This window comes from Streptomyces sp. NBC_01384, from assembly GCF_045040035.1.
GTDB lineage: Bacteria > Actinomycetota > Actinomycetes > Streptomycetales > Streptomycetaceae > Streptomyces.
The window spans coordinates 3204253-3228825 of sequence record NZ_CP109559.1 but is presented as its reverse complement, the minus strand read 5'-3'; the positions used below and the strand labels follow the sequence as shown (position 1 = coordinate 3228825).

Annotated in this window: 20 protein-coding genes, 2 tRNA genes and 1 pseudogene; 17 read left to right on the top strand and 6 right to left on the bottom strand. The window is 68.7% G+C overall.

What is annotated here, in order from left to right; all coding sequences use genetic code 11:
* The first annotated feature begins 214 nt into the window (after nucleotides 1-214).
* Nucleotides 215-808, top strand: coding sequence for a biotin transporter BioY (locus OG747_RS14625; RefSeq protein ID WP_405879756.1), 594 nt, complete (start codon nucleotides 215-217; stop codon nucleotides 806-808).
* 215 nt (nucleotides 809-1023) lie between these two features.
* Here the strand turns inward: OG747_RS14625 and OG747_RS14620 are convergent, their stop codons facing one another.
* Complete coding sequence (locus tag OG747_RS14620) at nucleotides 1024-1746, bottom strand: LPXTG cell wall anchor domain-containing protein (RefSeq protein WP_405879755.1); 723 nt, start codon at nucleotides 1744-1746, stop codon at nucleotides 1024-1026.
* A gap of 232 nt (nucleotides 1747-1978) precedes the next feature.
* On the opposite strand from OG747_RS14620, the gene OG747_RS14615 reads away from it, so the two are divergent.
* Nucleotides 1979-3832: a protein kinase domain-containing protein gene (locus OG747_RS14615; protein WP_405885541.1), complete on the top strand. Its 1854-nt coding sequence runs from the start codon at nucleotides 1979-1981 to the stop codon at nucleotides 3830-3832.
* Between the two features lie 24 nt (nucleotides 3833-3856).
* On the opposite strand, the pseudogene OG747_RS14610 reads toward OG747_RS14615, so the two are convergent.
* A pseudogene (locus OG747_RS14610) lies at nucleotides 3857-4240 on the bottom strand (amino acid permease); the annotation flags it as partial.
* Nucleotides 4241-4304: 64 nt separating this feature from the next.
* On the opposite strand from OG747_RS14610, the gene OG747_RS14605 reads away from it, so the two are divergent.
* Nucleotides 4305-4793, top strand: coding sequence for a ribose-5-phosphate isomerase (locus OG747_RS14605; RefSeq protein WP_405879754.1), 489 nt, complete (start codon nucleotides 4305-4307; stop codon nucleotides 4791-4793).
* A gap of 137 nt (nucleotides 4794-4930) precedes the next feature.
* Nucleotides 4931-5740 (top strand): Fpg/Nei family DNA glycosylase, encoded by an 810-nt coding sequence (locus OG747_RS14600; RefSeq protein WP_405879753.1) that lies wholly within the window; start codon nucleotides 4931-4933, stop codon nucleotides 5738-5740.
* Nucleotides 5741-5807: 67 nt separating this feature from the next.
* On the opposite strand, the gene OG747_RS14595 is transcribed toward OG747_RS14600, so the two are convergent.
* Nucleotides 5808-7037, bottom strand: a complete 1230-nt coding sequence (locus OG747_RS14595; protein ID WP_405879752.1) for a GNAT family N-acetyltransferase — start codon at nucleotides 7035-7037, stop codon at nucleotides 5808-5810.
* A 150-nt stretch (nucleotides 7038-7187) separates the two neighbouring features.
* On the opposite strand from OG747_RS14595, the gene OG747_RS14590 reads away from it, so the two are divergent.
* Together OG747_RS14590 and OG747_RS14585 are read left to right on the top strand one after the other, a co-directional pair.
* Nucleotides 7188-8360 carry a PP2C family protein-serine/threonine phosphatase gene (locus tag OG747_RS14590; RefSeq protein WP_405879751.1) on the top strand — a complete coding sequence of 391 codons (1173 nt, stop codon included), beginning with the start codon at nucleotides 7188-7190 and terminating at the stop codon, nucleotides 8358-8360.
* 145 nt (nucleotides 8361-8505) lie between these two features.
* A complete protein-coding gene (locus OG747_RS14585; protein ID WP_405879750.1) occupies nucleotides 8506-8961 on the top strand; it encodes an HD domain-containing protein in 456 nt (151 codons plus the stop codon).
* 6 nt (nucleotides 8962-8967) lie between these two features.
* Here the strand turns inward: OG747_RS14585 and OG747_RS14580 are convergent, their stop codons facing one another.
* Complete coding sequence (locus OG747_RS14580) at nucleotides 8968-10062, bottom strand: acyltransferase family protein (RefSeq protein ID WP_405879749.1); 1095 nt, start codon at nucleotides 10060-10062, stop codon at nucleotides 8968-8970.
* A 631-nt stretch (nucleotides 10063-10693) separates the two neighbouring features.
* On the opposite strand from OG747_RS14580, the gene OG747_RS14575 reads away from it, so the two are divergent.
* Nucleotides 10694-10888 carry a hypothetical protein gene (locus OG747_RS14575; protein WP_329368370.1) on the top strand — a complete coding sequence of 65 codons (195 nt, stop codon included), beginning with the start codon at nucleotides 10694-10696 and terminating at the stop codon, nucleotides 10886-10888.
* A gap of 195 nt (nucleotides 10889-11083) precedes the next feature.
* Here OG747_RS14575 and OG747_RS14570 read toward each other — a convergent pair.
* Nucleotides 11084-11157: transfer RNA gene (locus OG747_RS14570), tRNA-Gly, on the bottom strand.
* A 152-nt stretch (nucleotides 11158-11309) separates the two neighbouring features.
* Between OG747_RS14570 and OG747_RS14565 the strand changes: the two genes are divergently transcribed.
* The 5 genes from OG747_RS14565 (at nucleotide 11310) to clpX (ending at nucleotide 16352) form a co-directional block, all read left to right on the top strand.
* Nucleotides 11310-11386 (top strand) — tRNA-Pro (locus OG747_RS14565).
* Nucleotides 11387-11632: 246 nt separating this feature from the next.
* The gene (tig, locus tag OG747_RS14560) at nucleotides 11633-13030 is read left to right on the top strand and encodes a trigger factor (RefSeq protein ID WP_405879747.1); all 1398 of its coding nucleotides are present in this window, start codon (nucleotides 11633-11635) and stop codon (nucleotides 13028-13030) included.
* 440 nt (nucleotides 13031-13470) lie between these two features.
* On the top strand, nucleotides 13471-14076 hold the full coding sequence (locus OG747_RS14555) for an ATP-dependent Clp protease proteolytic subunit (protein WP_149513863.1): 606 nt from the start codon (nucleotides 13471-13473) through the stop codon (nucleotides 14074-14076).
* A 137-nt stretch (nucleotides 14077-14213) separates the two neighbouring features.
* On the top strand, nucleotides 14214-14894 hold the full coding sequence (locus tag OG747_RS14550) for an ATP-dependent Clp protease proteolytic subunit (RefSeq protein ID WP_362087703.1): 681 nt from the start codon (nucleotides 14214-14216) through the stop codon (nucleotides 14892-14894).
* A gap of 171 nt (nucleotides 14895-15065) precedes the next feature.
* Nucleotides 15066-16352 carry an ATP-dependent Clp protease ATP-binding subunit ClpX gene (gene clpX / locus OG747_RS14545; protein ID WP_390927316.1) on the top strand — a complete coding sequence of 429 codons (1287 nt, stop codon included), beginning with the start codon at nucleotides 15066-15068 and terminating at the stop codon, nucleotides 16350-16352.
* A gap of 89 nt (nucleotides 16353-16441) precedes the next feature.
* Here the strand turns inward: clpX and OG747_RS14540 are convergent, their stop codons facing one another.
* Nucleotides 16442-17440 (bottom strand): hypothetical protein, encoded by a 999-nt coding sequence (locus tag OG747_RS14540; protein ID WP_405879746.1) that lies wholly within the window; start codon nucleotides 17438-17440, stop codon nucleotides 16442-16444.
* Between the two features lie 135 nt (nucleotides 17441-17575).
* Between OG747_RS14540 and OG747_RS14535 the strand changes: the two genes are divergently transcribed.
* From OG747_RS14535 to OG747_RS14515, 5 genes are all read left to right on the top strand, one after another.
* Nucleotides 17576-20200, top strand: coding sequence for a valine--tRNA ligase (locus OG747_RS14535; RefSeq protein ID WP_405879745.1), 2625 nt, complete (start codon nucleotides 17576-17578; stop codon nucleotides 20198-20200).
* Nucleotides 20201-20489: 289 nt separating this feature from the next.
* Nucleotides 20490-22055 carry a bifunctional folylpolyglutamate synthase/dihydrofolate synthase gene (locus OG747_RS14530; protein WP_405879744.1) on the top strand — a complete coding sequence of 522 codons (1566 nt, stop codon included), beginning with the start codon at nucleotides 20490-20492 and terminating at the stop codon, nucleotides 22053-22055.
* Between the two features lie 5 nt (nucleotides 22056-22060).
* The gene (locus tag OG747_RS14525) at nucleotides 22061-22414 is read left to right on the top strand and encodes a DUF4233 domain-containing protein (protein ID WP_405879743.1); all 354 of its coding nucleotides are present in this window, start codon (nucleotides 22061-22063) and stop codon (nucleotides 22412-22414) included.
* Nucleotides 22415-22588: 174 nt separating this feature from the next.
* Complete coding sequence (ndk, locus tag OG747_RS14520; protein WP_054231901.1) at nucleotides 22589-23002, top strand: nucleoside-diphosphate kinase; 414 nt, start codon at nucleotides 22589-22591, stop codon at nucleotides 23000-23002.
* 394 nt (nucleotides 23003-23396) lie between these two features.
* The gene (locus OG747_RS14515) at nucleotides 23397-24416 is read left to right on the top strand and encodes a rod shape-determining protein (protein ID WP_037645353.1); all 1020 of its coding nucleotides are present in this window, start codon (nucleotides 23397-23399) and stop codon (nucleotides 24414-24416) included.
* The last annotated feature ends 157 nt before the right edge of the window (nucleotides 24417-24573 follow it).

The window sequence follows — 24573 nt, the reverse complement described above, 5'->3', positions numbered from 1 at the left end:
GGGTCCCTACAGCGGGCGTCCGCGTCACCCCCGCCGCCGAAGCAACCCCACCTCAGTGACCAGCATCACGCCGCCACGGGTATACGCGGCACTCTTTGTGAGGAGTCCACCAAGCCCCGGATCACCGCTTTGTCGACTACGCACGGTGATCCCCTCAGGCCCCCTGGGATAGCGTCACGGTGTCCCGCCCCCCTCGTCACCCGCCGGAGTCCCCATGAGCACCGCAGCCGCCACCCCCCGCCCAGGCATCCGCCCCGGCGAGGTCCTCGCCGACCTGCTCCCCGCCTCCCGCGTCAGGGACGCCGCCCTCGTACTCGGCGGTGCCGCCCTCACCGGCCTCGCCGCCCAGATCTCCCTCCCCGTACCGGGCTCCCCGGTCCCGGTGACCGGCCAGACCTTCGCCGCCCTCCTCGTGGGCACGGCCCTCGGCGCGGGCCGTGGCTTCCTCTCGCTCGCGCTGTACGCCCTCGTCGGCATGGCCGGCCTGCCGTGGTTCGCCGACGGCGGCTCCGGCACCGCCGCCCCCTCCCTCGGCTACATCTTCGGCATGATGCTGGCCTCCGCTGCCGTGGGCGCGCTCGCCCGCCGCGGCGCCGACCGCTCGGTGCTGCGCATGGCGGGCACGATGCTGCTGGGCGAGGCGATCATCTACGCGATCGGCCTCCCGTACCTGGCCGCCGCCACCGGCATGTCGTTGAGCCAGACCCTCGCGGCGGGTTTCACCCCGTTCCTGATCGGCGACGCCCTGAAGGCGGCACTGGCGATGGGCCTGCTGCCCACGGCATGGAAGCTCCTCGACAAGAACTGACGCCGCGCTCCTTGACCCAACTGACGTCTTGAACCAACTCAATGCCTTGAACCAACTGACGTCTCAGCCGCTGACGTTGTAGTTCCTTCGGAAGAGGTTCGCCGGGTCGTACGCCGACTTCAACCTGGACAGCGTCTTCAGCGTTTCCGGGCCCCCGGACCGACCGGAGGGGTGGGCCGGGACGCCGCGCGCACGGCATCCCGGCCCACCCCTCGTCACGCCTGCCGCTGCCGAGGCCGCCGCTGGGCCCACCACACCCCCGCAGCCCCCACGGAGACGAGCGCCGCCCCCGCCGCGCCGAGCGGCAGGAGGTCACTCCCGGCGCCGGTCTTGGGCAACTGGTCGCCGCCGGGCGTCACGGGCTTGTTCTCGGTGTCGAGCAGAAGCGGGGTGGTCGGGGCGTTCGGCGACGGGTTCGTCGCACCGAACGGCACCGGGCCCTGCTGCCAGAACGTGCTCTTTCCGCCGCTGTCCTGGACCGGCAGGCAGATCTTTCCGGTCTTGCTCAGGTCGAAGGTCGCGGCGACGTCGTACGACTGCGACTTTCCGGCCGCGAGATTTCCGACGTCGCAAACGAAACCACTGTTCGAACCCTTGGGCAGATCCTTGTCGGCCATGACGGCACAGCCCTTGACGCTCTTGACCTGCAGACCGTCGAAACCGACCACCAGGAGCCGAATCTTTCCGCTGTCCTTGGTCCCCTCATTCTTTACCGTGGCGGTAAGCGCCGTTTCGTGGGTGCTGTTGTCGACCGAGATCTTCTCGGGCAGCAACGTGGTCAGTTTCACGCCCGCCGGTGCCGGGTCGACGGCCTTTCCCCCCTTGCTGCTCCCTGGTCCCTGGTCGTCCGCGACGGCGGTGAAGGAAAGGATCATCACGGCCGAGAAAGATACAGTGAGCAGCGATCCCGCGATGGTCGTCGTGTGACGAGAACTCATGTTCGTCCCCCTTGGCTGCGCCTGAATTCGCAGTACTTGAAGAGGTACCACAAGATTTCTCCGCACTATGCTGGTACGGCATGAAGTGTGACCATTGTGTTTCTGTTGTGGCGGGCGATTGTGGCGGGTGTTGAGGGGGTGCAGGGGATTGACGGGGAATACGAGTGGCGGTGTTCCGGGATTATTGGTGACGGGTCGATATCGGCTGGCCGAGAGTATTGGCCAGGGGGGAATGGGGCGGGTGTGGCGAGCCACCGACGAGATGCTCGACCGGCAGGTCGCCGTCAAGGAAATGCGGATCGACGGACTCGACCCGGAGGACACCCGAACCCGCCGTGAACGCACCCTGCGCGAAGCCAGGGCCACCGCCCGGATCGACCATCCCAATGTCGTGCGCGTCTACGACGTCGTGGACGAGGGTGAGCGGCTGTGGATCGTCATGGAGCTCGTCGCCGGCCGCTCCCTCGAACAGATCGTGGTCGAGGACGGCCCGCTCGACCCGCCGACCGCGGCCCGTATCGGGCTCGGACTGGTGGCGGCGCTGCGCCAGGTGCACGCCGGGGGAGTGCTGCACCGGGACATCAAGCCGGGCAACGTCCTGGTCGAGCGGCGCGGCCGGCGGGTCGTCCTCACCGACTTCGGCATCGCCGCGCTGCAGGACGCGGAGGCGCTCACCATGGTCGGGATGCTGGTCGGCTCCCCCGACTACATGGCCCCCGAGCGGATCTCCGGCCGCCCGCAGGGCCCGCCGTCCGACGTGTGGTCCCTCGGCGCGACGCTCTGCGCGGCCCTCGGCGGCCGCTCCCCGTTCTCCCGCTCGACCACCCTGGCGACCCTGCACGCCGTCCTGCACGAGGAGCCCGAACTTCCTTCGGCAGCAGGTGACTTGGCGGAGATTCTGGCCGCCCTGCTGGAGAAGGAGCCGTCGACCCGGCCGGGTTTGGAGGAGCTTGAGACGGCGTTGCGGCCCATCGCGTTCCCGGAGCCGAGCCCTCCGGGGGAGGGGGAAGAGGCCGAACCGCCGGAGACGTCGGCGGTATCGGAGGTGCCGGAGGTGCCGGACGTACGGGAAGCGCCGGAAGTACCCGAAGTGCCCGAGTCGCTGGAAGCGCCAGAGGCACCGGAAGCCGTACCGTCCGTTCCCCTGCCCCACGAGGAGTCACCCACGCCCGTACTTTTGGACGCCCAGCTCATACGTGAGGCACGGTGTCTCCCGTCCCAGCCGCAGCCACCACCGCAGCCGGACCCGGAGCCACAGCACGAGCCCGCCCCCGAGCCCGCCCCCGTGCAAGATGCCATCCCGGTGCAGCACACCCCGACGTGGAAGAGCCCGCCGGAACGCGCACCCGAAACCGACACGTCAGTCCCCGTCCCCGCCCTTGTCCCTCTCCCCATGCCGCCGGGCGAACTCCCCGGCCCCGCCGTACCGTCCGGCCCACAGCGGAACCGCCGACGGATGGGGTTCGCCGCCGCCGGTGGCGTGGTGGTCGCGGGTGCCGTCGCCGGGCTCATCATCGCGGCGAACGGCGGCTCCTCCCACGACACCACCGGCGCGTCCGCGTCCTCATCCTCGGCGTCGTCCTCGTCGTCACCGAGCGCCTCGTCCGTGGACCCGTTGTCCTCCCCGCACCCCACCGTCGACAGCACGTCGCGTCCGCCGAGCCTGCCCGCGGGCGCCCGCAAGGAGGCCGGGCTGTACGCGTGGGTCCCGCCGCAGGGCTGGCAGCGGGTGGCGCAGAGCGGTTCCGAGGTGCACTACACCTCACCCGACCGGGCACAGGAGATCGTGGCCAACGCGACCCCGGCCAAGGGCGATCTGCTGGCGCAGTGGCAGCAGGCGGAGGTGGACACCAGCAAGGGCCTGAACTACCAGCGGATCCGCCTGGAGCGCACCACGTTCCGCAACGCGCCCGCGGTCGCCTGGGAGTACACCGTCACGGCCAAGGGCCGGCTCTGGCACGTCCGGCTGCTCGGCTTCCGGTCCGGCGGCACGTCGTACGAGATCAGCACCTGGTACCACCCGGACATCGAGACGGCCGCGCTCCGCGTCTACGACGAGGTGAAGAAGGGCTTCACGCCGCTATGAGCGAGCGGGTATGAGGGGGCGGGAGATCGCCACGACCTTGATCCCGGCGAACCAGAATTCGAATGCACCGTACGAGCCGACGGAGACGAGGTTGGTCGCGGCGAGCACGATCATCACGATGAGCGCCCAGCCCCACTGCGGTACGGCGGGCATCCACCCTTCGAGGATCTCGGCCCCCGCGGTCGCCTCGACGGCGAGCACGACCACCCAGAAGAACCAGTACAGCCAGCCGATCGAGAACCCGGCCCAGCGCCCGAGCGCGCGGTCGGCGTGCGCGGAGAACGAACCGGAGGTCGGATTGGCGGCGGACATCTCGCCCAGCATCCGCATCCGCATCACCAGCACCAGCACCAGCACCAGCACCAGCACCAGCACCAGCACCACGAGCGTGCCGACTTTTGTAGTTCTGCTCACATTTTCGCCGGCGGCACCCGGCGAGGCCGATCCGAAACAGCCATGTCACACTCGGAGCATGCGCGTGTATCTCGGCTCCGATCATGCCGGTTTCGAACTCAAGAACCACCTCGTCGAGTGGCTCAGGGCCGCCGGGCACGAGCCCGTCGACTGCGGGCCGCTCATCTACGACGCCCAGGACGACTACCCGCCGTTCTGCCTCCGCGCGGCGGAGCGTACGGCGGCCGACCCCGAGGCCCTCGGCATCGTGATCGGCGGCTCGGGCAACGGTGAGCAGATCGCCGCGAACAAGGTGGACGGGGCACGGGCCGCTCTCGCCTGGAGCGAGGAGACGGCGTCGCTGGGCCGCCAGCACAACAACGCCAACGTGGTGGCGGTGGGTGCCCGTATGCACACCGAGGAGGAGGCGACGAAGTTCGTGGAGGTGTTCCTCTCCACCCCCTTCTCCGGTGACGAGCGCCACATTCGGCGCATCGACATGCTCACGGCGTACGAGACGACGGGCGAACTTCCGCCTGTCCCGGCCCACCACCCCCAGCAGCCGTAGCCTCCGGCCGCGCGAGCCTTTCCCTCGCCCCCGCCACCCCCAGCCCCCAGCCCCCTGGGTCCTTTGTCGGCTGCGGGCGGGTGGGGGTTGGTCGCGCCCACGCGGCGGAGTCGCCCATTGAGTAGGAGGAGGGACCGGTGCCGGAGGGGCACACGATTCATCGGCTGGCCGAGGACTACGCGGCCAGGTTCGGTGGCGCTCCCACCCGCGTCACCAGCCCGCAGGGCAAGTTCACCGACGCCGCCGCCCTCCTCGACGGCACCACCTTCGAACACGCCGACGCCCACGGCAAACACCTCTTCCTCGCCTTCCGTGCCGCCGACTGGATCCACATCCACCTCGGCCTCTTCGGCAAGGTGAACTTCGGCGACGCCCCCGCCCCACCCCCCACGGACACGGTCCGCCTCCGCCTCGCGAACACCACGTCGTACGTCGACCTCCGCGGCCCCACCACCTGCGCCCTGATCACGGACGGCGAGAAGCAGGCGATCCACGACCGCCTCGGCCCGGACCCCCTCCGCCCCGACGCCGACCCGTCGACCGCGTACGGACGTGTCTCCCGCAGCCGTACGACGATCGCCGCGCTCCTCATGGACCAGAAGATCATTGCGGGCGTGGGCAACGTCTACCGCGCCGAGGTCCTCTTCCGTCACGGCATCGACCCGTACCGCGCGGGCAAGGACCTCACACCGACCGAGTGGGACGGGATCTGGACGGACCTGGTGGCACTGATGCGCGAGGGCGTCCGCAACAACCGCATCGACACCGTCCGCCCGGAACACACCCCCGAGGCCATGGGCCGCCCACCGCGCGTGGACGACCACGGCGGCGAGGTCTACGTGTACCGCAGGGCCAACCTGCCCTGCCACATCTGTGGCGGCGAGATACGCACCGCCGATCTCGCCGCCCGCAACCTGTTCTGGTGCCCGACCTGCCAGAACAGGTAAAGCCGTGAAGGAACCCGTGAACCGGGTCCAGAACCCGTGAACCGGGTCCAGAACCCGTGAACCGGGTCTAGAACCCGTGCGGCAACCAGGGCGCGACCGCTGACAGGAAGCCCACCGAGGCCTCGGCGAGCGCGCCCTGCCGCAGCTCCCGTACCCGCCCCGCCGCAGCGAGTGAAGCCAGGGACACCCCACCGAGATACGCGGCCCCCAACTCCCGTACGGACAAGGCGAGATCGGCGGCGTCCTGCGTGCGTACGCAGGCCGCACCCTTCGCATCCCCGGTGAGCCGCCAACGCCCCTCGTTCCAGGGACAGAACGCGTCCTCGACCTCGAACACCACATCCAGCGGCGCCTGATACGTCCGCGCCTCCAGCGCGGCGCCGACATCGACGAGCCGCAGGTGCAGCGCGTCCCGCATCCGCACCGCGCAGCGGCGGATGTCGGACACCATGTGCTGCCATGCCTCGTCGACGGGGCGACCGAGGGCGTGCAGCGTGGAGGTCAGGTCGATCTCGAAGAGGAACCGCCACAGCGCCGCGTGCGTCGCCGGGTCGAGCGCCTCCAGTTGATCGAGGCGGACGGTGAACATGGCCCCGCGGTGGTCGCCGTCCCGTTTGATCCGGTATCGGGCGTAGCCCACGACGTCGCCGTCCCGCTCGGCGACAACGCACTGCAACGGCGAAGCGCCGTCCCGCTCGCTCTCCGGATCGAGCAGCATCGCCCGGTCCCAGCCGGGCCGCCGCTCCAGCATGCCCGGCCGGCCCGGAACCAGCCGCGCGTACAACGCCTCGCAGGCGTCGAGTGCATCGGCCGGTGTGGCGTACCGCAGACGTACGTCATCGGTGCCGGGCGGTACGGACAGCCGTACCCGGGTCGTGTCGATCTCGACGTTGTACTGGTGTGTCGCGATGCCGTAGCCGAACCGGCCGTAGATCGTCGGCTCCGACGCGGTCAGCACGGCCAGCGGCTCGCCCCACGAGTGGATGTCGTCCAGCTGCCGCCGCATCATCGACCTGAGCAGTCCGCGCCGCCGGTGTGTGGCCGCGACGCTCACCATCGTGATGCCCGCGGCCGGTACGGAGGCGCCGCCGGGGACGGTGACCCGGAAGGAGAACGCCCCCGCGGTGCCCACGCACCGGTCGCCGTCCCAGATCCCCAGGAAACGGTCGTACTCTGTCAGCGCGTTCATCATTTCGCGCTCCTCGGACGACTCCGGTACGCCCCCGAACGCGCGGAGCAGGTTGTCGTACCACGTGTCCCACTCGGGCTGCCGCAGCACCCGCAAGTCAGTCGTCATACCCCATGCCTACCAGGGCAATGCGGTACGAGCGAGGGAATTTCGCCCGCCCCTGGAGGCGCCGTGCACTGTGATGTTGAGCGCTCGGACGGGGGACAAGTGGGACCTCCCGTGCCAAGCACCTGGTCCGATGGATAGGGTCCCGAACTAATGGCAGCAGGACGAGAGCGGCGCGCCGAAGCCGAGACGTTCACGGCCCGGTTGAAGAAGCAGTGGCACCGGGCTCGCATCGGCGTGCGCAGATCCGCCGTGGACTACTTCCGCGGGGACGGCTCCGACTGGATCGCGCTGGCCGGTCTGCTGCTGACGATTCCCCTGATCGCGGCCACGACGCTGATGAACTCGGTCTGGTGCTCCCCGGCCGCGCTGGTCCTCCCGATCGTCGCGGGTGGCCTTCTCCTGCGCCCCGCCAGCCTGCTCGGCCTGTACGCGGCCGCCGCCACCGCGCTGATAGTGGAGTCCGTGAAGCTGGGCCCGTACACGGAGGGCCCGTCCCGGGTCACCCCGGGCGTGGTGCTGGTGGTCGCGGCCTGCGGCTTCTTCGGCCTGCTGATCGCACAGTTCCGCAGCCGGGTCGGCGTGCCCTGGCGACGCGGCGGCACCATGCTCTTCGACCTGCGCGAACGCATCCGGGTACAGAGCAAACTGCCGAGCCTGCCACTGGGCTGGCACCGGGAGATGGCGCTGCGCCCGGCGGGCGGTCAGTCGTTCTCGGGGGACTTCGTCGTGGCCGCACGTACGAACGGCGGCCGAACCCTCGAAGTCGTCCTGACCGACGTCTCCGGCAAGGGCATGGACGCGGGTTCGCGCGCCCTGCTCCTCTCCGGGGCCTTCGGCGGCTTGTTGGGATCGCTCCCACCGCACGCCTTCCTCCCCGCCGCGAACGGTTATCTTCTCCGCCAGGACTGGGACGAGGGCTTCGCCACCTCGATCCACCTGGTCCTGGACCTGGACTCCGGTGACTACGAACTCTTCTCCGCCGGGCACCCGCCGGGACTGCAGCTCAGTGCGGGCAGCGGGCGCTGGGAGGAGAAGGCCGCCGAAGGTCCGCTCCTCGGGGTGTACGACGGTGCCCAGTTCGACCCCGTCAAGGGTTCCCTGCGCCCCGGTGACGTCCTGATGCTCTTCACGGACGGTCTGGTGGAAACCTCCGACCGCGACATCGTCGAAGGCATCGACCGCCTCACCGGCGAGGCCGACCGTTATGTCGCCGGCGGTTTCCACGGTGCCGCGTGGCATCTCATCGAAGCGGTGGCCAAGGACGTGAACGACGACCGGGCCCTCCTGCTGATCTGCCGACAGGGCGCGACGGCAATCCGCTGACCCCGCCGGCCCCGCTGCCCCCACTGGCGGTGGCGACGGCTTCGCCGCTTTTGTGCGGGTCCTTCGCCGGGGCGGTCGTCGTCCTCGGCCTGACGGCGGCCGGAGTCCCGGCCCGCGCGGCCCTGCGGCGGGAGACACTGGAGGAGTGACGCAAACTCTCCTGACCCTGGCCGAAATAGAGGCCCTCGCCCGCGCGGCGCACGCCGCCCAGACCGACAAGGCGGGGCGGCCCTACGCCGAGCACCTGCAGGCCGTCGCGGACGGGGTCCGTGAGCGCGGGGGCGATGACGAACAGATGGCGGCGGCCTGGCTGCACGACGCCGTCGAGGACGACGTGCTCTCCGAGGACTGGCTGCGCGAGGCCGCCCTGACCCCGCGTACGAAGGACATCGTGCTGGCGCTCACCAAACGCGAGGGAGAGCCCCCGGAGTCGTACGCGAAACGCATTCGTACGACTCCGGGGGCTCTCGTGGTCAAGGCGTCGGACCTGGCGCACAACGCCGATCCGGCCCGGCTCGCGGCCCTGGACGAGCACACCCGCGCACGGCTGGCGAAGAAGTACGCCACCATGCGGGCGCTGCTCGGACTGCCGCCGGACTGAGGGTGGCTACGCCGCGGCCTTGGCCCGTTCGCGGGCCAGCTCCGTGGCGTCCCGCTTGAACGCCCACTCCATGCCGGGCTCCATCGCGAAGCGGAACACCCGCCGCACCGGCACCGTGCACAGCAGGGTGACGGCCACGCCCGCGACGAGGGTCACGAAGATCTCGCCGAGCGGCCGGTGCAGCCACTTGTGGTCGAACCAGCCCCAGTAGTCGCCGCCCTTGACCAGGAAACCGTGCAGCAGATAGCCGTACAGGGTGCCCGCGCCGAGCGCCGTGAACCACATCCTGCGGCGCGGCACCCAAGCGAAGAAGCACGCGGTGAGCAGCAGCGAGCAGCCGAAGAGGGCGAGCACCATCACGGGGCCGACCCACCACGGCACCCCCAGTTCCCGCGCGCTGTCGCGGTGGTAGAACCAGGCGGGGTTCATCCGCGGCACCGCCCACCAGCTCACGACCAGCGCGGCGGCGAAGACCGGCACCGACAGGATGCGCACCTCGCGACGGCGCACCAGCTGGAAGTGTTCGGGCTTCATGCACAGGCCCAGCACGAAGAACGGCAGGAACTGGAGCACGCGCTGCAGATCCAGGTCGTCACCGATGTCCGGCGAGGTCGTCGCGAGCATGGCGACGGCGAGTGCGACCAGAAGCGGCCAACGCACCAGTTTCCACAGGGGCGTCGTCAGCCGCCAGACGAACAGCGCGCACAGGAACCAGGTGAGGAACCACGGGTCGAGCAGGCTGATCGGCAGCGACGGATCGTCGTCGGCCCAGCGCTTGAAGAGGACGTACGCCACTTCGAAGACGACGTACGGCACGGCGACACCGGTCACCAGCCGCTTCAGCCGGTCGGCACGGAAGTCGAAACTGCGCGAGAAATAGCCGGAGATGATGATGAAGGCCGGCATGTGGAAGGCGTAGACGACCATGTACGCCGCTTCGAGGACACGACTCCGGCCCTTCAGGGGCTCCCAGGCATGCCCCACGGCCACGAGCACGATCGCCAGGTACTTGGCGTTGTCGAAGAAGGCGTCGCGCGGTTTGTCGGGTCGGGTACCCGGGGCGGTGGACGTCTGACTCCGGGCCGGGCGCGGAGCCGGCACTCCCGCCACCGACTGCTCTGCCGGGGGGAGCGGCGCTCGCTGCGGGCCGTTCGGTCGCGTGGAACTGGGGGAACTGGGGGAGTCGATCCGGGACCTTGCTGCACTTGCGGGGGACGAGGCGGCGTGGAACATCTGAGGCACCCTAGCGTTGTCTGCGCGTCTTCGTGAAACTCCCCATGTCATTCCTGCTTATCGCCTGCGAGTACCCGCTGGGTATACCCCGGATTTAGGGATTTTCCCTTACCACGTAAGGTCGTTGTGGGGCTGTTCTGTCCACATTCGTCACGACCAAATGGTGCGTAACACTCGTGGGCGACTCTGGTGAAATATCCAGCCTTCGGCGCCTTCGATGCGCCTGTGGCAACAATTCGAATTACTTGCGAACGGGATGTGTGGATGCTGAAACGATGTCTCTGAATATCCCGTGCGGGTACACTCTCGAATTGCGGTGCGGGACCGCGGAGTTGGCCCGCCCCGAAGGGGGAGGGAGTGCCGGTCCCGGGCGTCCGTGGCCGACGTTGCGTCACCTTCGGCATACCGAAGCCGGGTTGGTGGCACGATGGTTGTGGCGGGGGTGTGCGGGGCTGCACCCCCGGGCCGGGAGCGGACCGACCGTAGGGTGTGATCAGTTGTGGCCATCTCGCTGTCAGTGGTACTGCTGTTGGCGATCGTCCTCGTGGTGCTGATCCGAGGGGGATCGATCAAGGCGGGGCCCGCGATCGTCGCGGTGCTCTTCGGCTTCTTCCTCGCGTCGACCGGAATGGCTCCGTCCATCCAACGGTTCCTCGACTCGATAGCGCAGACCATCAACTCGATCAGCTTCTGATCCCGCCCTGATCTCGCCCGGACGCGGACACCGACGGCCGCGCCCTCGGCCGACCACGTTCTCCGTGCCGGGTTCTCCGTGCCGAGCTTTCCGTGCCGGGTTCTCCCTGCGGGGCTCGCCACGCCGGACGGGCATCCCGGAAAACGATCAGGGCCGGGCCGGAGGAATGATCCTCCGGCCCGGCCCTGAGCCGTATGGAGCGGGCGACGGGAATCGAACCCGCGTAGCTAGTTTGGAAGACTAGGGCTCTACCATTGAGCTACGCCCGCAACAGAACGCGCCGCAGGTCGGTGACCCCGGCACAGAAGGCATCGTAGCGGGTCGTACCCCCTCGCCGCACACCCGTTCCGCCACCCCGTGGACGCGCGTGAAATGCGGCAGCCGCACTGCCTGCGGGCATGTACCCTACGTCTCGCACCGACGGGGTGTGGCGCAGCTTGGTAGCGCGTCCGCTTTGGGAGCGGAAGGCCGTGGGTTCAAATCCCGCCACCCCGACCACCAGCGATTTCCGGCGACGGACGAGGCGACCCCATGGTCACCGACGGTCGATGGCCGGGATCGCAAGATCGCCTTTTGGGCCGTGTACCGCCTGCGGTTACTATGCAGGTTGCGCGCCCGTGTGTCTGCACTGTTACGTCTCTCAAGGGCCGCGAATCCGCTGAGGCTCTGCCTGATCTCGGCAGAAGCAGACAGCAGAACCCCGCAGCAGTACCCCCAAGAAGTCAGCCACAAGGAGACCGAACCGTGAAGAGCGCCGTGGAGAACCTGAACCCGACTCGGGTTCGGCTCACTGTCGAGGTGCCCTTCGAGGAGCTCAAGGACAGCCTCGACGCGGCGTACAAGAAGATCAACCAGCAGGTCACGGTGAAGGGCTTCCGGAAGGGCAAGATCCCGGCGCGCGTCATCGACCAGCGGTTCGGTCGCGGTGCCGTGCTCGAAGAGGCCGTCAATGACGCGCTCCCGAAGTTCTACACCGAAGCGGTCAACGAGGCTGAGCTGAACGTCCTCGGCCAGCCCGAGGTCGACATCACCGAGCTGAAGGACGGCGAGACGCTGAACTTCACCGCCGAGGTCGACATCCGCCCGACCATCGAGATCCCGGACTACTCCGGCATCGAGGTCGAGGTCGACGCCGTCGAGGTCAGCGACGAGGACGTCGAGAAGGCCGTCGAGGAGCTCCGTGAGCGCTTCGCGTCCACCTCGCCGGTCGAGCGCGCCGCCCAGGACGGCGACGTCGTCACGATCGACCTGGAGGCCAAGGTCGACGGAGAGGTGCTGGAGGACGGCATCGCCTCCGACGTCTCGTACACCATCGGCTCCGGTGAGCTGCTGGACGGCATCGACGAGGCCGTGAAGGGCCTGGAGGCCGGTGGCGAGGCCACCTTCGCCTCCGAGCTCAAGGGCGGCTCCGCGGCCGGCAAGGAGGCCGAGGTCGCCGTCAAGGTCACCCAGGTCGCCGCCCGCGAACTGCCCGAGCTGGACGACGACTTCGCTCAGCTCGCCTCCGAGTTCGACACCCTCGACGAGCTCAAGGCGGACAGCCGCAAGCGCCTCGAGAACATGAAGCAGTACGACCAGGCCACGCAGGCCCAGGAGCGTGTCCTGGAGAAGCTGCTCGAGCTGGTCGAGGTGCCCGTCCCCGAGAAGCTGCTCGAGGACGAGATCAACACCCGTAAGCACAACCTCGAGCACCACCAGCTCGGCCAGATGGGCCTCGACCTCGCGAAGTACCTGGAGATCCAGGGCAAGACCGAGGAAGAGTTCGACGCCGAGACCAAGGAAGCGGCGATCAAGGGCATCAAGACCCAGTTCGTCCTGGACGAGCTCGTCAACAAGGAGAAGCTGAACGTCAACCAGGAGGAGCTCACCGAGCACCTTATGCGGCGCGCGGCCTCTTCCGGCATGTCCCCCGACCAGTTCGCCCAGGCGGTCGTCGAGGGCGGCCAGGTCCCGATGCTGGTCGGCGAGGTCGCCCGCGGCAAGGCCCTCGCGGTCGTCGTCGAGGCCGCCACGGTCAAGGACACCAACGGTGAGGTCGTCGACCTCGACGACGAGGAGGACGAGACGGAGTCGGCCACCGAGGTCGTCGCCGAGGTCACCGACGGTGACGAGGGCTCCGCCGAGGAGAAGACCGAGGCGTAAGCCTGCGGCGCTTCAGCAGCTGTGTGACGGGCCCCCGGGGACTTCTTGTCCCCGGGGGCCCGTCGGCCTTCGGGGGCGCGGGGAACTGCGCACTCAGCCCACGACAGGCCGCACCCGCCGCGACACGGTCCGCGGCAGACGGGACCGCGGCATTTTGTGCGGGGAGAGGGGGCGGATCGCGCCGTTCCCCGCGCCCCCGACGGGGCGGAGCCCCGCCGAACCCCCTGCCCGACCCGGCGGAGCGCATGCGCTCACAGCGAACAGTTCCTTCTGCGGGATTCCCCGGAGGGACCCGCGCGTTAGGGTCCATGAATACGAGGGCAGGGGAGTCCCCGAAGCCGCCCAGGGCGGTGTTGAACCGGGGTCCCACGCCCCCAGCAGAAGACGTGAGACGGCCCGGCGCCGTCGTAAGACGAGCAGGTGGATACGTGACGAATCTGATGCCCACAGCTGCCGGCGACCCCATCGGTGGTGGCCTCGGAGACCAGGTCTACAACCGGCTGCTCGGCGAGCGGATCATCTTCCTCGGCCAGGCGGTCGACGATGACATCGCCAACAAGATCACGGCGCAGCTGCTGCTCCTTGCCTCCGACCCGGACAAGGACATCTACCTCTACATCAACAGCCCCGGCGGATCGATCACGGCCGGTATGGCGATCTACGACACCATGCAGTACATCAAGAACGATGTGGTGACGATCGCGATGGGCATGGCGGCCTCCATGGGCCAGTTCCTGCTCAGCGCCGGCACCCCCGGCAAGCGCTTCGCCCTGCCGAACGCCGAGATCCTGATCCACCAGCCCTCGGCCGGCCTCGCCGGTTCCGCGTCGGACATCAAGATCCACGCCGAGCGGCTGCTGCACACCAAGAAGCGGATGGCGGAGCTGACCGCCTTCCACACCGGTCAGACGGTCGAGCAGGTCACTCGTGACTCGGACCGCGACCGCTGGTTCGATCCGATCGAGGCCAAGGAGTACGGCCTCATCGACGACATCATGCCCACCGCTGCCGGTATGCCGGGCGGTGGCGGCACCGGGGCGGCGTAAGCCCCTCAGCGCCCCCAGGGCGGCGCGGGGCCTCTCCACCGCTCCCGGGGCGCACCCAGCGCCCCGGAGCGGCTCAGACGGCCGCCGGCGCCCCCAGCCGACCGCCTCAGGCTCTTACAGGCTCTTCAGGAGACACAGTGAACGACTTCCCCGGCAGCGGCCTCTACGCCCGCACGCAGGCCGAGTACACCGGTCCTCGTGCGGAGTCCCGCTACGTCATCCCGCGCTTCGTCGAGCGCACCTCGCAGGGCGTGCGTGAGTACGACCCGTACGCGAAGCTGTTCGAGGAGCGCGTGATCTTCCTCGGCGTGCAGATCGACGACGCCTCCGCCAACGACGTCATGGCGCAGCTGCTGTGCCTGGAGTCGATGGACCCCGACCGTGACATCTCGGTCTACATCAACAGCCCCGGTGGCTCGTTCACGGCCCTCACGGCCATCTACGACACGATGCAGTTCGTGAAGCCGGACATCCAGACGGTCTGCATGGGCCAGGCCGCCTCGGCCGCCGCGATCCTGCTGGCCGCCGGTACGCCGGGCAAGCGCATGGCGCTCCCGAACGCCCGCGTGCTGATCCACCAGCCCTACAGCGAGACCGGCCGCGGCCAGGTCTCGGACCTCGAAATCGCGGCGAACGAGATCCTCCGGATGCGTGCGCAGCTGGAAGAGATGCTGGCCAAGCACTCGACCACGCCGATCGAGAAGATCCGCGAGGACATCGAGCGCGACAAGATCCTCACCGCTGAGGACGCGCTGGCGTACGGCCTGATCGACCAGATCATCTCCACCCGGAAGATGAACAATTCCGCGGTCGTCTGACGTATCGCTGTATCGTCTGCCGCTCGTCTGTCGCCCGTTGGCGTGGTTCACGACAAAGTGAACCGCGCCAAGGGGGGCCCGAACGGGGGGCTCGGCAAGGTACCGTCGGACATAAGGCAGCACCAGGAGCCGCTGGATTCAGGCGTCTCCCAGGCGAAGGGGAAGCACACCGTGGCACGCATCGGTGACGGCGGCGATCTGCTCAAGTGCTCGTTCTGTGGCAAGAGCCAGAAGCAGGTCAAGAAGCTCATCGCAGGCCCCGGTGTGTACATCTGCGACGAGTGCATCGATCTCTGCAACGAGATCATCGAAGAAGAACTCGCGGAAACGAGCGAGGTCCGCTGGGAGGAGCTCCCGAAGCCCCGCGAGATCTACGAGTTCCTCGAGGGGTACGTGGTCGGCCAGGAGTCGGCCAAGAAGGCCCTCTCGGTCGCGGTGTACAACCACTACAAGCGGGTCCAGGCCGGTGAGAACGGCGGCGGGCAGAACCGGGACGACGCCATCGAGTTGGCGAAGTCCAACATCCTCCTGCTGGGCCCCACGGGCTCCGGCAAGACACTGCTCGCCCAGACCCTCGCGCGCATGCTCAACGTTCCGTTCGCCATCGCCGACGCGACGGCGCTGACGGAGGCGGGGTACGTCGGCGAGGACGTCGAGAACATCCTGCTCAAGCTCATCCAGGCCGCCGACTACGACGTCAAGAAGGCCGAGACGGGCATCATCTACATCGACGAGATCGACAAGGTGGCCCGTAAGAGCGAAAACCCGTCGATCACGCGAGACGTGTCCGGCGAGGGCGTTCAGCAGGCGCTGCTCAAGATCCTGGAGGGCACGACGGCCTCGGTCCCGCCCCAGGGCGGACGCAAGCACCCCCACCAGGAGTTCATCCAGATCGACACGACGAACGTCCTGTTCATCGTGGGCGGCGCCTTCTCGGGCCTGGAGAAGCTCATCGAGTCGAGGGCGGGTGCCAAGGGCATCGGCTTCGGCGCGACGATCCGCTCCAAGCGCGAGCTCGAGTCCAAGGACCAGTTCGAGGCCGTCATGCCCGAGGACCTCGTGAAGTTCGGCATGATCCCCGAGTTCATCGGCCGACTGCCCGTCATCACCTCGGTCCACAACCTCGACCGCCCTGCGCTCCTGCAGATCCTCGTGGAGCCGCGCAACGCGCTCGTGAAGCAGTACCAGCGCCTCTTCGAACTCGACGGCGTGGAGCTGGACTTCGAGCGCGAGGCCCTGGAAGCCATCGCCGACCAGGCGATCCTCCGCCAGACCGGCGCGCGCGGCCTGCGCGCCATCATGGAGGAGGTCCTCCAGGCGGTGATGTACGAGGTCCCGTCCCGCAAGGACGTGGCCCGCGTGGTCATCACCGCCGACGTGGTCCTGTCGAACGTCAACCCGACGCTGATCCCGCGCGACGCGCGCGGACGCGGCCCGGGCGAGCAGAAGACGGCGTAACCGCCACCGGACAGACGTACGGCGAAGGGGCCCCGGTCAACCGACCGGGGCCCCTTCGCCGTTGCTGCGCTCGCGGTTGACTCGTGCGGTCAGATCTTGACGCGGACGTCGTTGCGGAGCTTGGCGGTGAGAGCGGCCGTGTCGTCCATGGAAGCGCTCTTGCCCGTGAGGAAGGCGGCGAAATCGAGCGACGTGACAGAGGCGACCGTGCTGTGGTCACCCCAGACGCACAGGGGCACCTTCACGGTCTTGGGGGTGCCGGCCGTCGAGGTCGACGAGTCGGTGTTCGTGATCTCGGCCTCCTGGCACTTCATGATGCCGTTGCTGAAGCCGGAGGGCTTGAACTCCTGCGGGCTGCCGAGCAGCTTGCCCTTGGTGCTGTCCTTGTTCTGGTTCTTCTGGGACTCCGTCTTCACCTCGGCGAACATGGCGTCGACGACAGCCTCCGGGTCGTCGATGGTGCCGTACACGCCGCTGTAGGAGAGGTTCTTCGCGGTCGCACCCGTGCCGTTCACGTAGCCCGCACCGACACCCTTGGCGTTCTTCACGCCCCACTTCTCGAAGTCCTTGATGTCGCTGGCGGACACCGTGGGGCTGTCGCCGGAGCTGTCGGACTTCTTGTAGGTGGCGTCGATGACCGTCGCGGGCGTCGTCAGCTTGTGCGGGCCGTCGTCCGCGACCGAACCGCTGCCGCTGCCGCCGAGGACGAGGGACGCCCCCACCGCGATCGCGGCGACGACAGCGACCGCGCCGATGATGAGCACCGTCTTCTTCTTGCCGCCGCCGGGCGCGGGCGGCTGCGGGACCCCGTAGGGCTGCTGACCGTACGGAGGCTGCTGGCCGTAAGGGGGCTGCTGGCCGTAGCCGGGCTGCCCGTAGGGGGACTGCTGGGGCGGGGCACCCTGGGGAGTCTGCTGGGGGTAGCCGTAACCGGGCTGCGGAGGAGACTGCGGAGCCTGCTGCGGGTAGCCGTAACCGGGCTGCGGGGCTTGCGGCGGCTGGCCGTACGGTCCGGGCTGCCCCGGCGGCCCGTACGGTCCGGGCTGCTGAGGCTGCCCACCGTACGGGCCCGGCTGGTTGTAGCTCATCTCTGGGTTCCCCTCCAGATGTTTATGTGTTCCTGACATCCTGGCGTAACCCCTGAGGCGCCAGGGCAGTGGTGGGCGGACCGTTACGAAGAATCGGGTTTCGGGACAGGGTGGTGACGCCCCTAAACTGACCCCGTGACCGAGAACTCTCAGCAGCCGCAATCAGAGCCCAATCCCGAACTGCCGACCCAGTACGCGCCGGCCGAGGTCGAGGGGACGCTGTACGAGCGCTGGGTAGAACGCGGTTACTTCGAGGCGAACGCGAAGAGCGACAAGCCGCCGTACACCGTCGTCATCCCGCCGCCGAACGTCACGGGCAGCCTGCACCTCGGGCACGCCTTCGAGCACACCCTCATCGACGCCCTCACCCGCCGCAAGCGCATGCAGGGGTACGAGACGCTGTGGCAGCCCGGCATGGACCACGCCGGCATCGCCACGCAGAACGTCGTCGAGCGGGAGCTGGGCAAGGAGGGTAAGTCCCGGCACGACCTGGGCCGGGAGGCCTTCGTCGAGCGCGTCTGGCAGTGGAAGGCCGAGTCCGGCGGACAGATCTCCGGCCAGATGCGCCGCCTCGGTGACGGCGTCGCGTGGTCGCGTGAGCGCTTCACCATGGACGAAGGGCTGTCCCAGGCCGTCCAGACCATCTTCAAGAAGCTCTACGACGACGAGCTGATCTACCGCGCCGAGCGCATCATCAACTGGTGCCCGCGCTGCCTCACGGCCATCTCGGACATCGAGGTCGAGTACCAGGACGACGACGGCGAGCTGGTCTCCATGAAGTACGGGGAGGGCGACGACACGATCGTCGTCGCCACCACCCGCGCCGAGACCATGCTCGGTGACACCGCCGTCGCCGTACACCCCGACGACGAGCGCTACCGGCACCTCGTCGGCAAGAACATCCGCCTCCCGCTCACCGACCGCTTCATTCCGGTCGTCGCGGACACCCACGTCGACCCCGAGTTCGGCACGGGCGCGGTCAAGGTCACCCCGGCCCACGACCCGAACGACTTCGAGATCGGCCAGCGCCACAACCTGCCGTCCCTCACCGTCATGGACGAGCACGCCGTCATCACCGCCCACGGCCCCTTCCAGGGTCTGGACCGTCTGGAGGCACGCTCCGCCATCGTCGCCGCGCTGCGCGCCGAGGGCCGGATCGTCGCCGAGAAGCGGCCGTACGTCCACTCCGTGGGCCACTGCTCGCGCTGCAAGACCACCATCGAGCCGCGGCTGTCCATGCAGTGGTGGGTCAAGGTCGGCCCGCTCGCCAAGGCCGCCGGTGACGCGGTCCGCGACGGCCGGGTCAAGATCCACCCGCAGGAGATGGAGAAGCGGTACTTCGACTGGGTCGACAACCTCCACGACTGGTGCATCTCACGGCAGTTGTGGTGGGGCCATCGGATTCCCGTCTGGTACGGGCCGAACGGCGAAGTCGTGTGCGTCGGCCCGGACGACGAGGCTCCGAGCGGTGAGGGCTGGCGGCAGGACACCGACGTCCTCGACACCTGGTTCTCCTCCGGCCTGTGGCCGTTCTCGACCCTTGGCTGGCCCGAGCAGACCGAGAGTCTCGCGAAGTTCTACCCGAACTCGGTCCTGGTCACCGGTTACGACATCCTCTTCTTCTGGGTCGCCCGGATGATGATGTTCGGCCTGTACGCGATGGACGGCACCCCGCCGTTCCACACCATCGCCCTGCACGGCATGGTCCGCGACCAGTTCGGCAAGAAGATGTCGAAGTCCTTCGGCAACGCGGTCAACCCGCTGGACTGGATGGACAAGTACGGCTCGGACGCACTCCGGTTCACGCTCGCGCGCGGTGCCAACCCCGGCGTCGACGTCCCGATCGGCGAGGACTGGGTCCAGGGCTCGCGCAATTTCGCCAACAAGATCTGGAACGCCACGCGCTTCGCCCTGATGAACGGTGCGACGGTCGAGGGTGAACTCCCGCCCGCCGAGGAGCTGTCGGCCACCGACCGCTGGATCCTGTCCCGGCTGAACGCCACGGTCGCCGAGGTCGACGCCCTCTACGACGACTACCAGTTCGCCAAACTGTCGGACGCCCTGTTCCACTTCGCGTGGGACGAGGTCTTCGACTGGTACGTCGAGTTGTCCAAGACGACGTTCATGGCGGGCGGCGAGCCGGCGAAGGTGTCGGGTCGTGTCCTGGGCGAGGTCCTGGACGTGACGCTCCGTCTCCTCCACCCGATCGTCCCCTTCGTCACGGAGACGCTGTGGACGACGCTGACCGGCGGCGAGTCGGTCGTCATCGCCGAGTGGCCGACCGACTCCGGCTTCCGCGACGCCGCCGCCGAGCGTGAGATCGAGACGCTCCAGCAGGTCATCACGGAGGTCCGCCGCTTCCGTGCCGACCAGGGGCTGCAGCCCGGCCAGCGCGTGCCGGCCCGGCTCACGCTGAACGGCACCGCCCTCGCCCCGCACGAGGCGGCCATCCGCCAGCTGCTGCGGCTGCAGCCGGAGGGCGAGGCCTTCGCGGCCACGGCGACGCTTCCCGTCGCCGGGGCCACGGTGGCGCTCGACCTCTCCGGCACGATCGATGTCGCGGCCGAGCGCAAGCGGCTCGCCAAGGACCTCGCCGCCGCCGAGAAGGAGAAGGCCCAGGCGGGCGCCAAGCTCGGCAACGAGGCGTTCCTCGCCAAGGCGCCGGACAACGTGGTGGAGAAGATCCGCACGCGGCTCGCCAAGGCCGACGAGGACATCGCCCGCATCCTGGCCCAGCTGGAACGCCTGCCGGAGGCGTAACCGCCGGTTCGTACGTGACCGAAGGCCCCCGGGACCCTTGAGGTTCCGGGGGCCTTCGGGGTTCTTCGGCCGCGGGTGGGTGGATCTGGTCACGCCTACGCGGCGGAGCCGCACAAACGAGGCCGTTCAGGCCGATGGGGGTCCAGGCCGATGGGGGTCCAGGCCGATGGGGGTCCAGGGGGGCGTAGCGCCCCTGGCGGGGTCTGGGGCGGAGCCCCGGAAGGATGGGACGGGCCGGGGCGGAGGGGGGCGAAAACCCCACCATCCCCCGGCTCCGTAGACTGGAACCGTGAGTGACCTTCCCCCGCACGACAGCAGCGAGTCAGACGAGTCGGAACCCCGCGACGCGCTCGGCCTCTTCGACGAGATCGTCGAGGCCGCGCAGACATCAGCCGCTTCCGCGGCGGGCGACCGCGACCCCGACCTCGTGGTGATCGAGGCCGGCAGCCGTACCCTGCGCACCCAGGGCAGCGACGCAGGCCGGCAGGCCGACGTGCCCGCGCGCCCGGCCGACCCCGAGGTCGACAAGGCGCTGCGCGAGGTGGAGTCCGAGCTCGCCACCCGCTGGGGCGAGACCAAGCTGGAGCCGTCCGTCAGCCGGATCGCCGCGCTGGTGGACGTCCTGGGGGAGCCGCAGCGCGCGTACCCGTCGATCCACATCACGGGCACGAACGGCAAGACCTCCACCGCCCGCATGATCGAGGCCCTGCTCGGCGCCTTCGACCTGCGTACCGGGCGCTACACCAGCCCCCATGTGCAGTCGGTCACCGAGCGGATCAGCCTCGACGGCGCCCCGATCTCCGCCGAGCGGTTCATCGAGACGTACAACGACATCAAGCCGTACGTCGAGATGGTCGACGGCCGGCAGGAGTACCGGCTGTCGTTCTTCGAGGTGCTGACGGGTATGGCGTACGCGGCCTTCGCGGACGCCCCCGTCGATGTGGCCGTCGTCGAGGTCGGCATGGGCGGCAGCTGGGACGCCACCAACGTGATCGACGGGGACGTCGCCGTCGTCACGCCCATCGACCTCGACCACACGGACCGGCTCGGCGAGACGCCCGGCGAGATCGCCGCCGAGAAGGCCGGCATCGTCAAGCAGGGCGCGACCGTGATCCTGGCGCAGCAGCCGGTGGACGCGGCCCAGGTGCTGTTGAAGAAGGCCGTGGAAGTCGACGCGACCGTGGCCCGGGAGGGCCTGGAGTTCGGGGTCGTCGCACGACAGGTCGCGGTCGGCGGGCAGCTCATCACCCTGCGCGGGCTCGGCGGGGAGTACGAGGAGATCTTCCTGCCGCTGCACGGCCCCTACCAGGCGCACAACGCCGCCGTGGCGCTCGCCGCGGTCGAGGCGTTCTTCGGCGTCGGCGCGGCGCACGCCCAGCGGCTCGACATCGACACCGTGCGGAAGGCGTTCGCCTCCGTCACCTCGCCGGGCCGCCTCGAGGTCGTACGGCGCTCGCCGACCGTCGTGCTGGACGCCGCGCACAACCCGGCGGGCGCCCGTGCCACCGCCGAGGCCGTGGGCGAGGCCTTCGACTTCAGCCGGCTGATCGGGGTCGTCGGCGCGAGCGGCGACAAGAACGTACGGGGGCTGCTCGAAGCCTTCGAGCCGATCTTCGCCGAGGTCGTCATCACCCAGAACTCCAGCCATCGCGCGATGGACGCGGACGAACTGGCCGGGATCGCCGTGGAGATCTTCGGCGAGGAGCGGGTCCAGGTCGAACCGCGGCTCGACGACGCGATCGAGTCCGCGATCACGCTGGCCGAGGAGGAGGGCGAGTTCGCGGGCGGCGGCGTTCTCGTGACCGGCTCCGTCATCACCGTCGGCGAGGCCCGACTGCTCCTGAGGAGGGGCTGACCGCTGTGCGTACGCTCTGTGCTTCGACTCTGATCGGCGAGTTCTTCGTCATCGGCTTCGCCGGACTCGTCGCGATGAAGGACCCCGATCTGTCCATGGCCACGGTGTGGACGGTCAGCGGGATCTTCATGGCGGTGAGTGTGCTGCTCTGCGGGATGATCACCCGGCCCGGGGGAGTCCAGCTCGGCTGGGCCCTGCAGATCGCGCTGATCGCCAGCGGGTTCTTCGTGGGATCGATGTTCTTCCTGGGGGCGATCTTCGCGGCGCTGTGGTGGGCCTCGGTGCACTACGGGCGGAAGATCGACGAGGCCAAGGCGAGGTTCGCCGCGCAGGCGGAGGCCGGGGGGAAACCGGCGTAAGGGTTCTCGCCCCCGCCGCCCCTGCCCGTCCCATCCTTCTGGGGCTCCGCCGCAGACCCCGCCAGGGGCGCCGCGCCCACCCGCCCCCGCCCACCTGACTCTGCGTAACGACCACCCAGACACGCCCTGTAGCCTCGATCACCCGCACACTTGTGACCCGAAGGAGCCACCACCGTGAGCCAGCGCACCCTCGTCCTCCTCAAGCCCGACGCCGTCCGTCGCGGCCTGACCGGCGAGATCATCAGCCGTATCGAGCGCAAGGCGGGCTGGCAGATCACCGCGCTGGAGCTGCGCACACTGGACCAGGACACGCTGGAGCAGCACTACGGCGAGCACAAGGGCAAGCCGTTCTACGAGCCGCTGGTGGAGTTCATGGCGTCGGGGCCGGTCGTGGCGCTGGTCGTCGAGGGCGAGCGGGTCATCGAGGGCGTGCGCGCGCTCGCCGGTCCCACCGACCCCATCGCCGCCGCCCCCGGCTCCATCCGTGGCGACTACGGCGTGATCGTCCGCGAGAACCTGATCCACGCCTCCGACTCCGAGGAGTCCGCCGAGCGCGAGCTGAAGATCTTCTTCCCCGGCCGCGTCTGAGGCCACTCGAGCCGTGCCCGACAGCCGTGCTCGACGCCTTCCTCGGCCGCTCCGACATCACGATTGCAAGATGTTCTTGTAACGGCTTGTAAAGGGCTTGGAGTGGCTTGTAAGGCACTTGCGCCTCACTTTGATGTCCGACCAGGGACGGCCGTGGAAATTCCGGCCGTCCCGCGGCATATGCGTGCCGATCGGGGGAACGCGTCCCCCTGTTGGCCCGTCTCCAGAAGCGGGGCGGCGCCACGCATGCTGACAATGGCGAAGACCCTCGCGCGGTGTTCGTGCAGGCGCGTCTACGATGGAAGCCTTCACGTCACTGCACCCACCTCGCCGTTCCTAAAAAGCCGTCAAAGCTCCGCTTGGGAAGGCCAGACGAATCCTGATGGGGAACTCAATGTCGTTCATCGGCCGTGACATGGCTGTCGACCTCGGGACCGCCAACACGCTGGTGTACGTCAGGGGTCGCGGGATCGTACTCAACGAACCGTCCGTCGTCGCGATCAACACCAACACCGGTGGCATCCTCGCGGTCGGCTCGGAGGCGAAGAAGATGATCGGGCGGACCCCGGGCAACATCGTTGCCGTGCGTCCGCTGAAGGACGGTGTCATCGCCGACTTCGAGATCACCGAGCGCATGCTCCGCTACTTCATTCTGAAGATCCACAAGCGGCGCTATCTTGCCCGTCCCCGTGTCGTCGTCTGTGTGCCCTCGGGCATCACGGGCGTCGAGCGCCGTGCCGTCATCGAGGCGTCGTCCCAGGCCGGCGCCCGCCAGGTGCACATCATCGAGGAGCCGATGGCCGCGGCCATCGGCTCCGGCCTGCCGGTCCACGAGGCCACGGGCAACATGGTGGTGGACATCGGCGGCGGCACCACGGAGGTCGCGGTCATCTCGCTCGGCGGCATCGTCACGGCCCAGTCCATCCGCGTCGCGGGCGACGAGTTGGACAATGCGATCATCCAGCACATCAAGAAGGAGTACAGCCTCCTCCTCGGTGAGCGGACCGCCGAACAGATCAAGATCACGATCGGTTCGGCGTACGACCTCGACACCGACGAGCACACCGAAATCCGCGGCCGGGATCTCGTCTCCGGGCTACCCAAGACCGTTGTCATCTCCGCGGCCGAAGTCCGCAAGGCGATCGAGGAACCGGTCAACGCGATCGTCGACGCCGTGAAGACGACGCTCGACAAGTGCCCGCCGGAGCTGTCGGGTGACGTGATGGACCGCGGAATCGTTCTGACCGGCGGCGGGGCGCTGTTGCGCGGGCTCGACGAGCGGCTGCGCCGCGAGACCGGCATGCCGATCCACATCGCCGAGGACCCGCTGGACAGCGTGGCGCTCGGCTCCGGCAAGTGCGTCGAGGAATTCGAGGCGCTCCAGCAGGTTTTGGACGCCCAGCCGCGCAGATGAGGTAACTCTTCGATTCCGCCGTACGAGATGAACCCTTCTCGTACGGCGGATCGTTGATATTGAGGCATAAGCTCCCCCATAACACCCTTGGGCGTCATCACTCGCTCGGGGTGCGTTCCTGTTGACCTGTTCGGATTCGATCCGGCCCATCGATCCA

Coding starts and splice junctions, on each gene's coding strand:
- OG747_RS14625 (WP_405879756.1), top strand. CDS start 215: ATGAGCACCGCAGCCGCCACCCCCCGCCCAGGCATCCGCCCCGGCGAG.
- OG747_RS14620 (WP_405879755.1), bottom strand. CDS start 1,746: ATGAGTTCTCGTCACACGACGACCATCGCGGGATCGCTGCTCACTGTA.
- OG747_RS14615 (WP_405885541.1), top strand. CDS start 1,979: ATGGGGCGGGTGTGGCGAGCCACCGACGAGATGCTCGACCGGCAGGTC.
- OG747_RS14605 (WP_405879754.1), top strand. CDS start 4,305: ATGCGCGTGTATCTCGGCTCCGATCATGCCGGTTTCGAACTCAAGAAC.
- OG747_RS14595 (WP_405879752.1), bottom strand. CDS start 7,037: ATGACGACTGACTTGCGGGTGCTGCGGCAGCCCGAGTGGGACACGTGG.
- OG747_RS14590 (WP_405879751.1), top strand. CDS start 7,188: ATGGCAGCAGGACGAGAGCGGCGCGCCGAAGCCGAGACGTTCACGGCC.
- OG747_RS14555 (WP_149513863.1), top strand. CDS start 13,471: ATGCCCACAGCTGCCGGCGACCCCATCGGTGGTGGCCTCGGAGACCAG.
- OG747_RS14540 (WP_405879746.1), bottom strand. CDS start 17,440: ATGAGCTACAACCAGCCGGGCCCGTACGGTGGGCAGCCTCAGCAGCCC.
- OG747_RS14515 (WP_037645353.1), top strand. CDS start 23,397: ATGTCGTTCATCGGCCGTGACATGGCTGTCGACCTCGGGACCGCCAAC.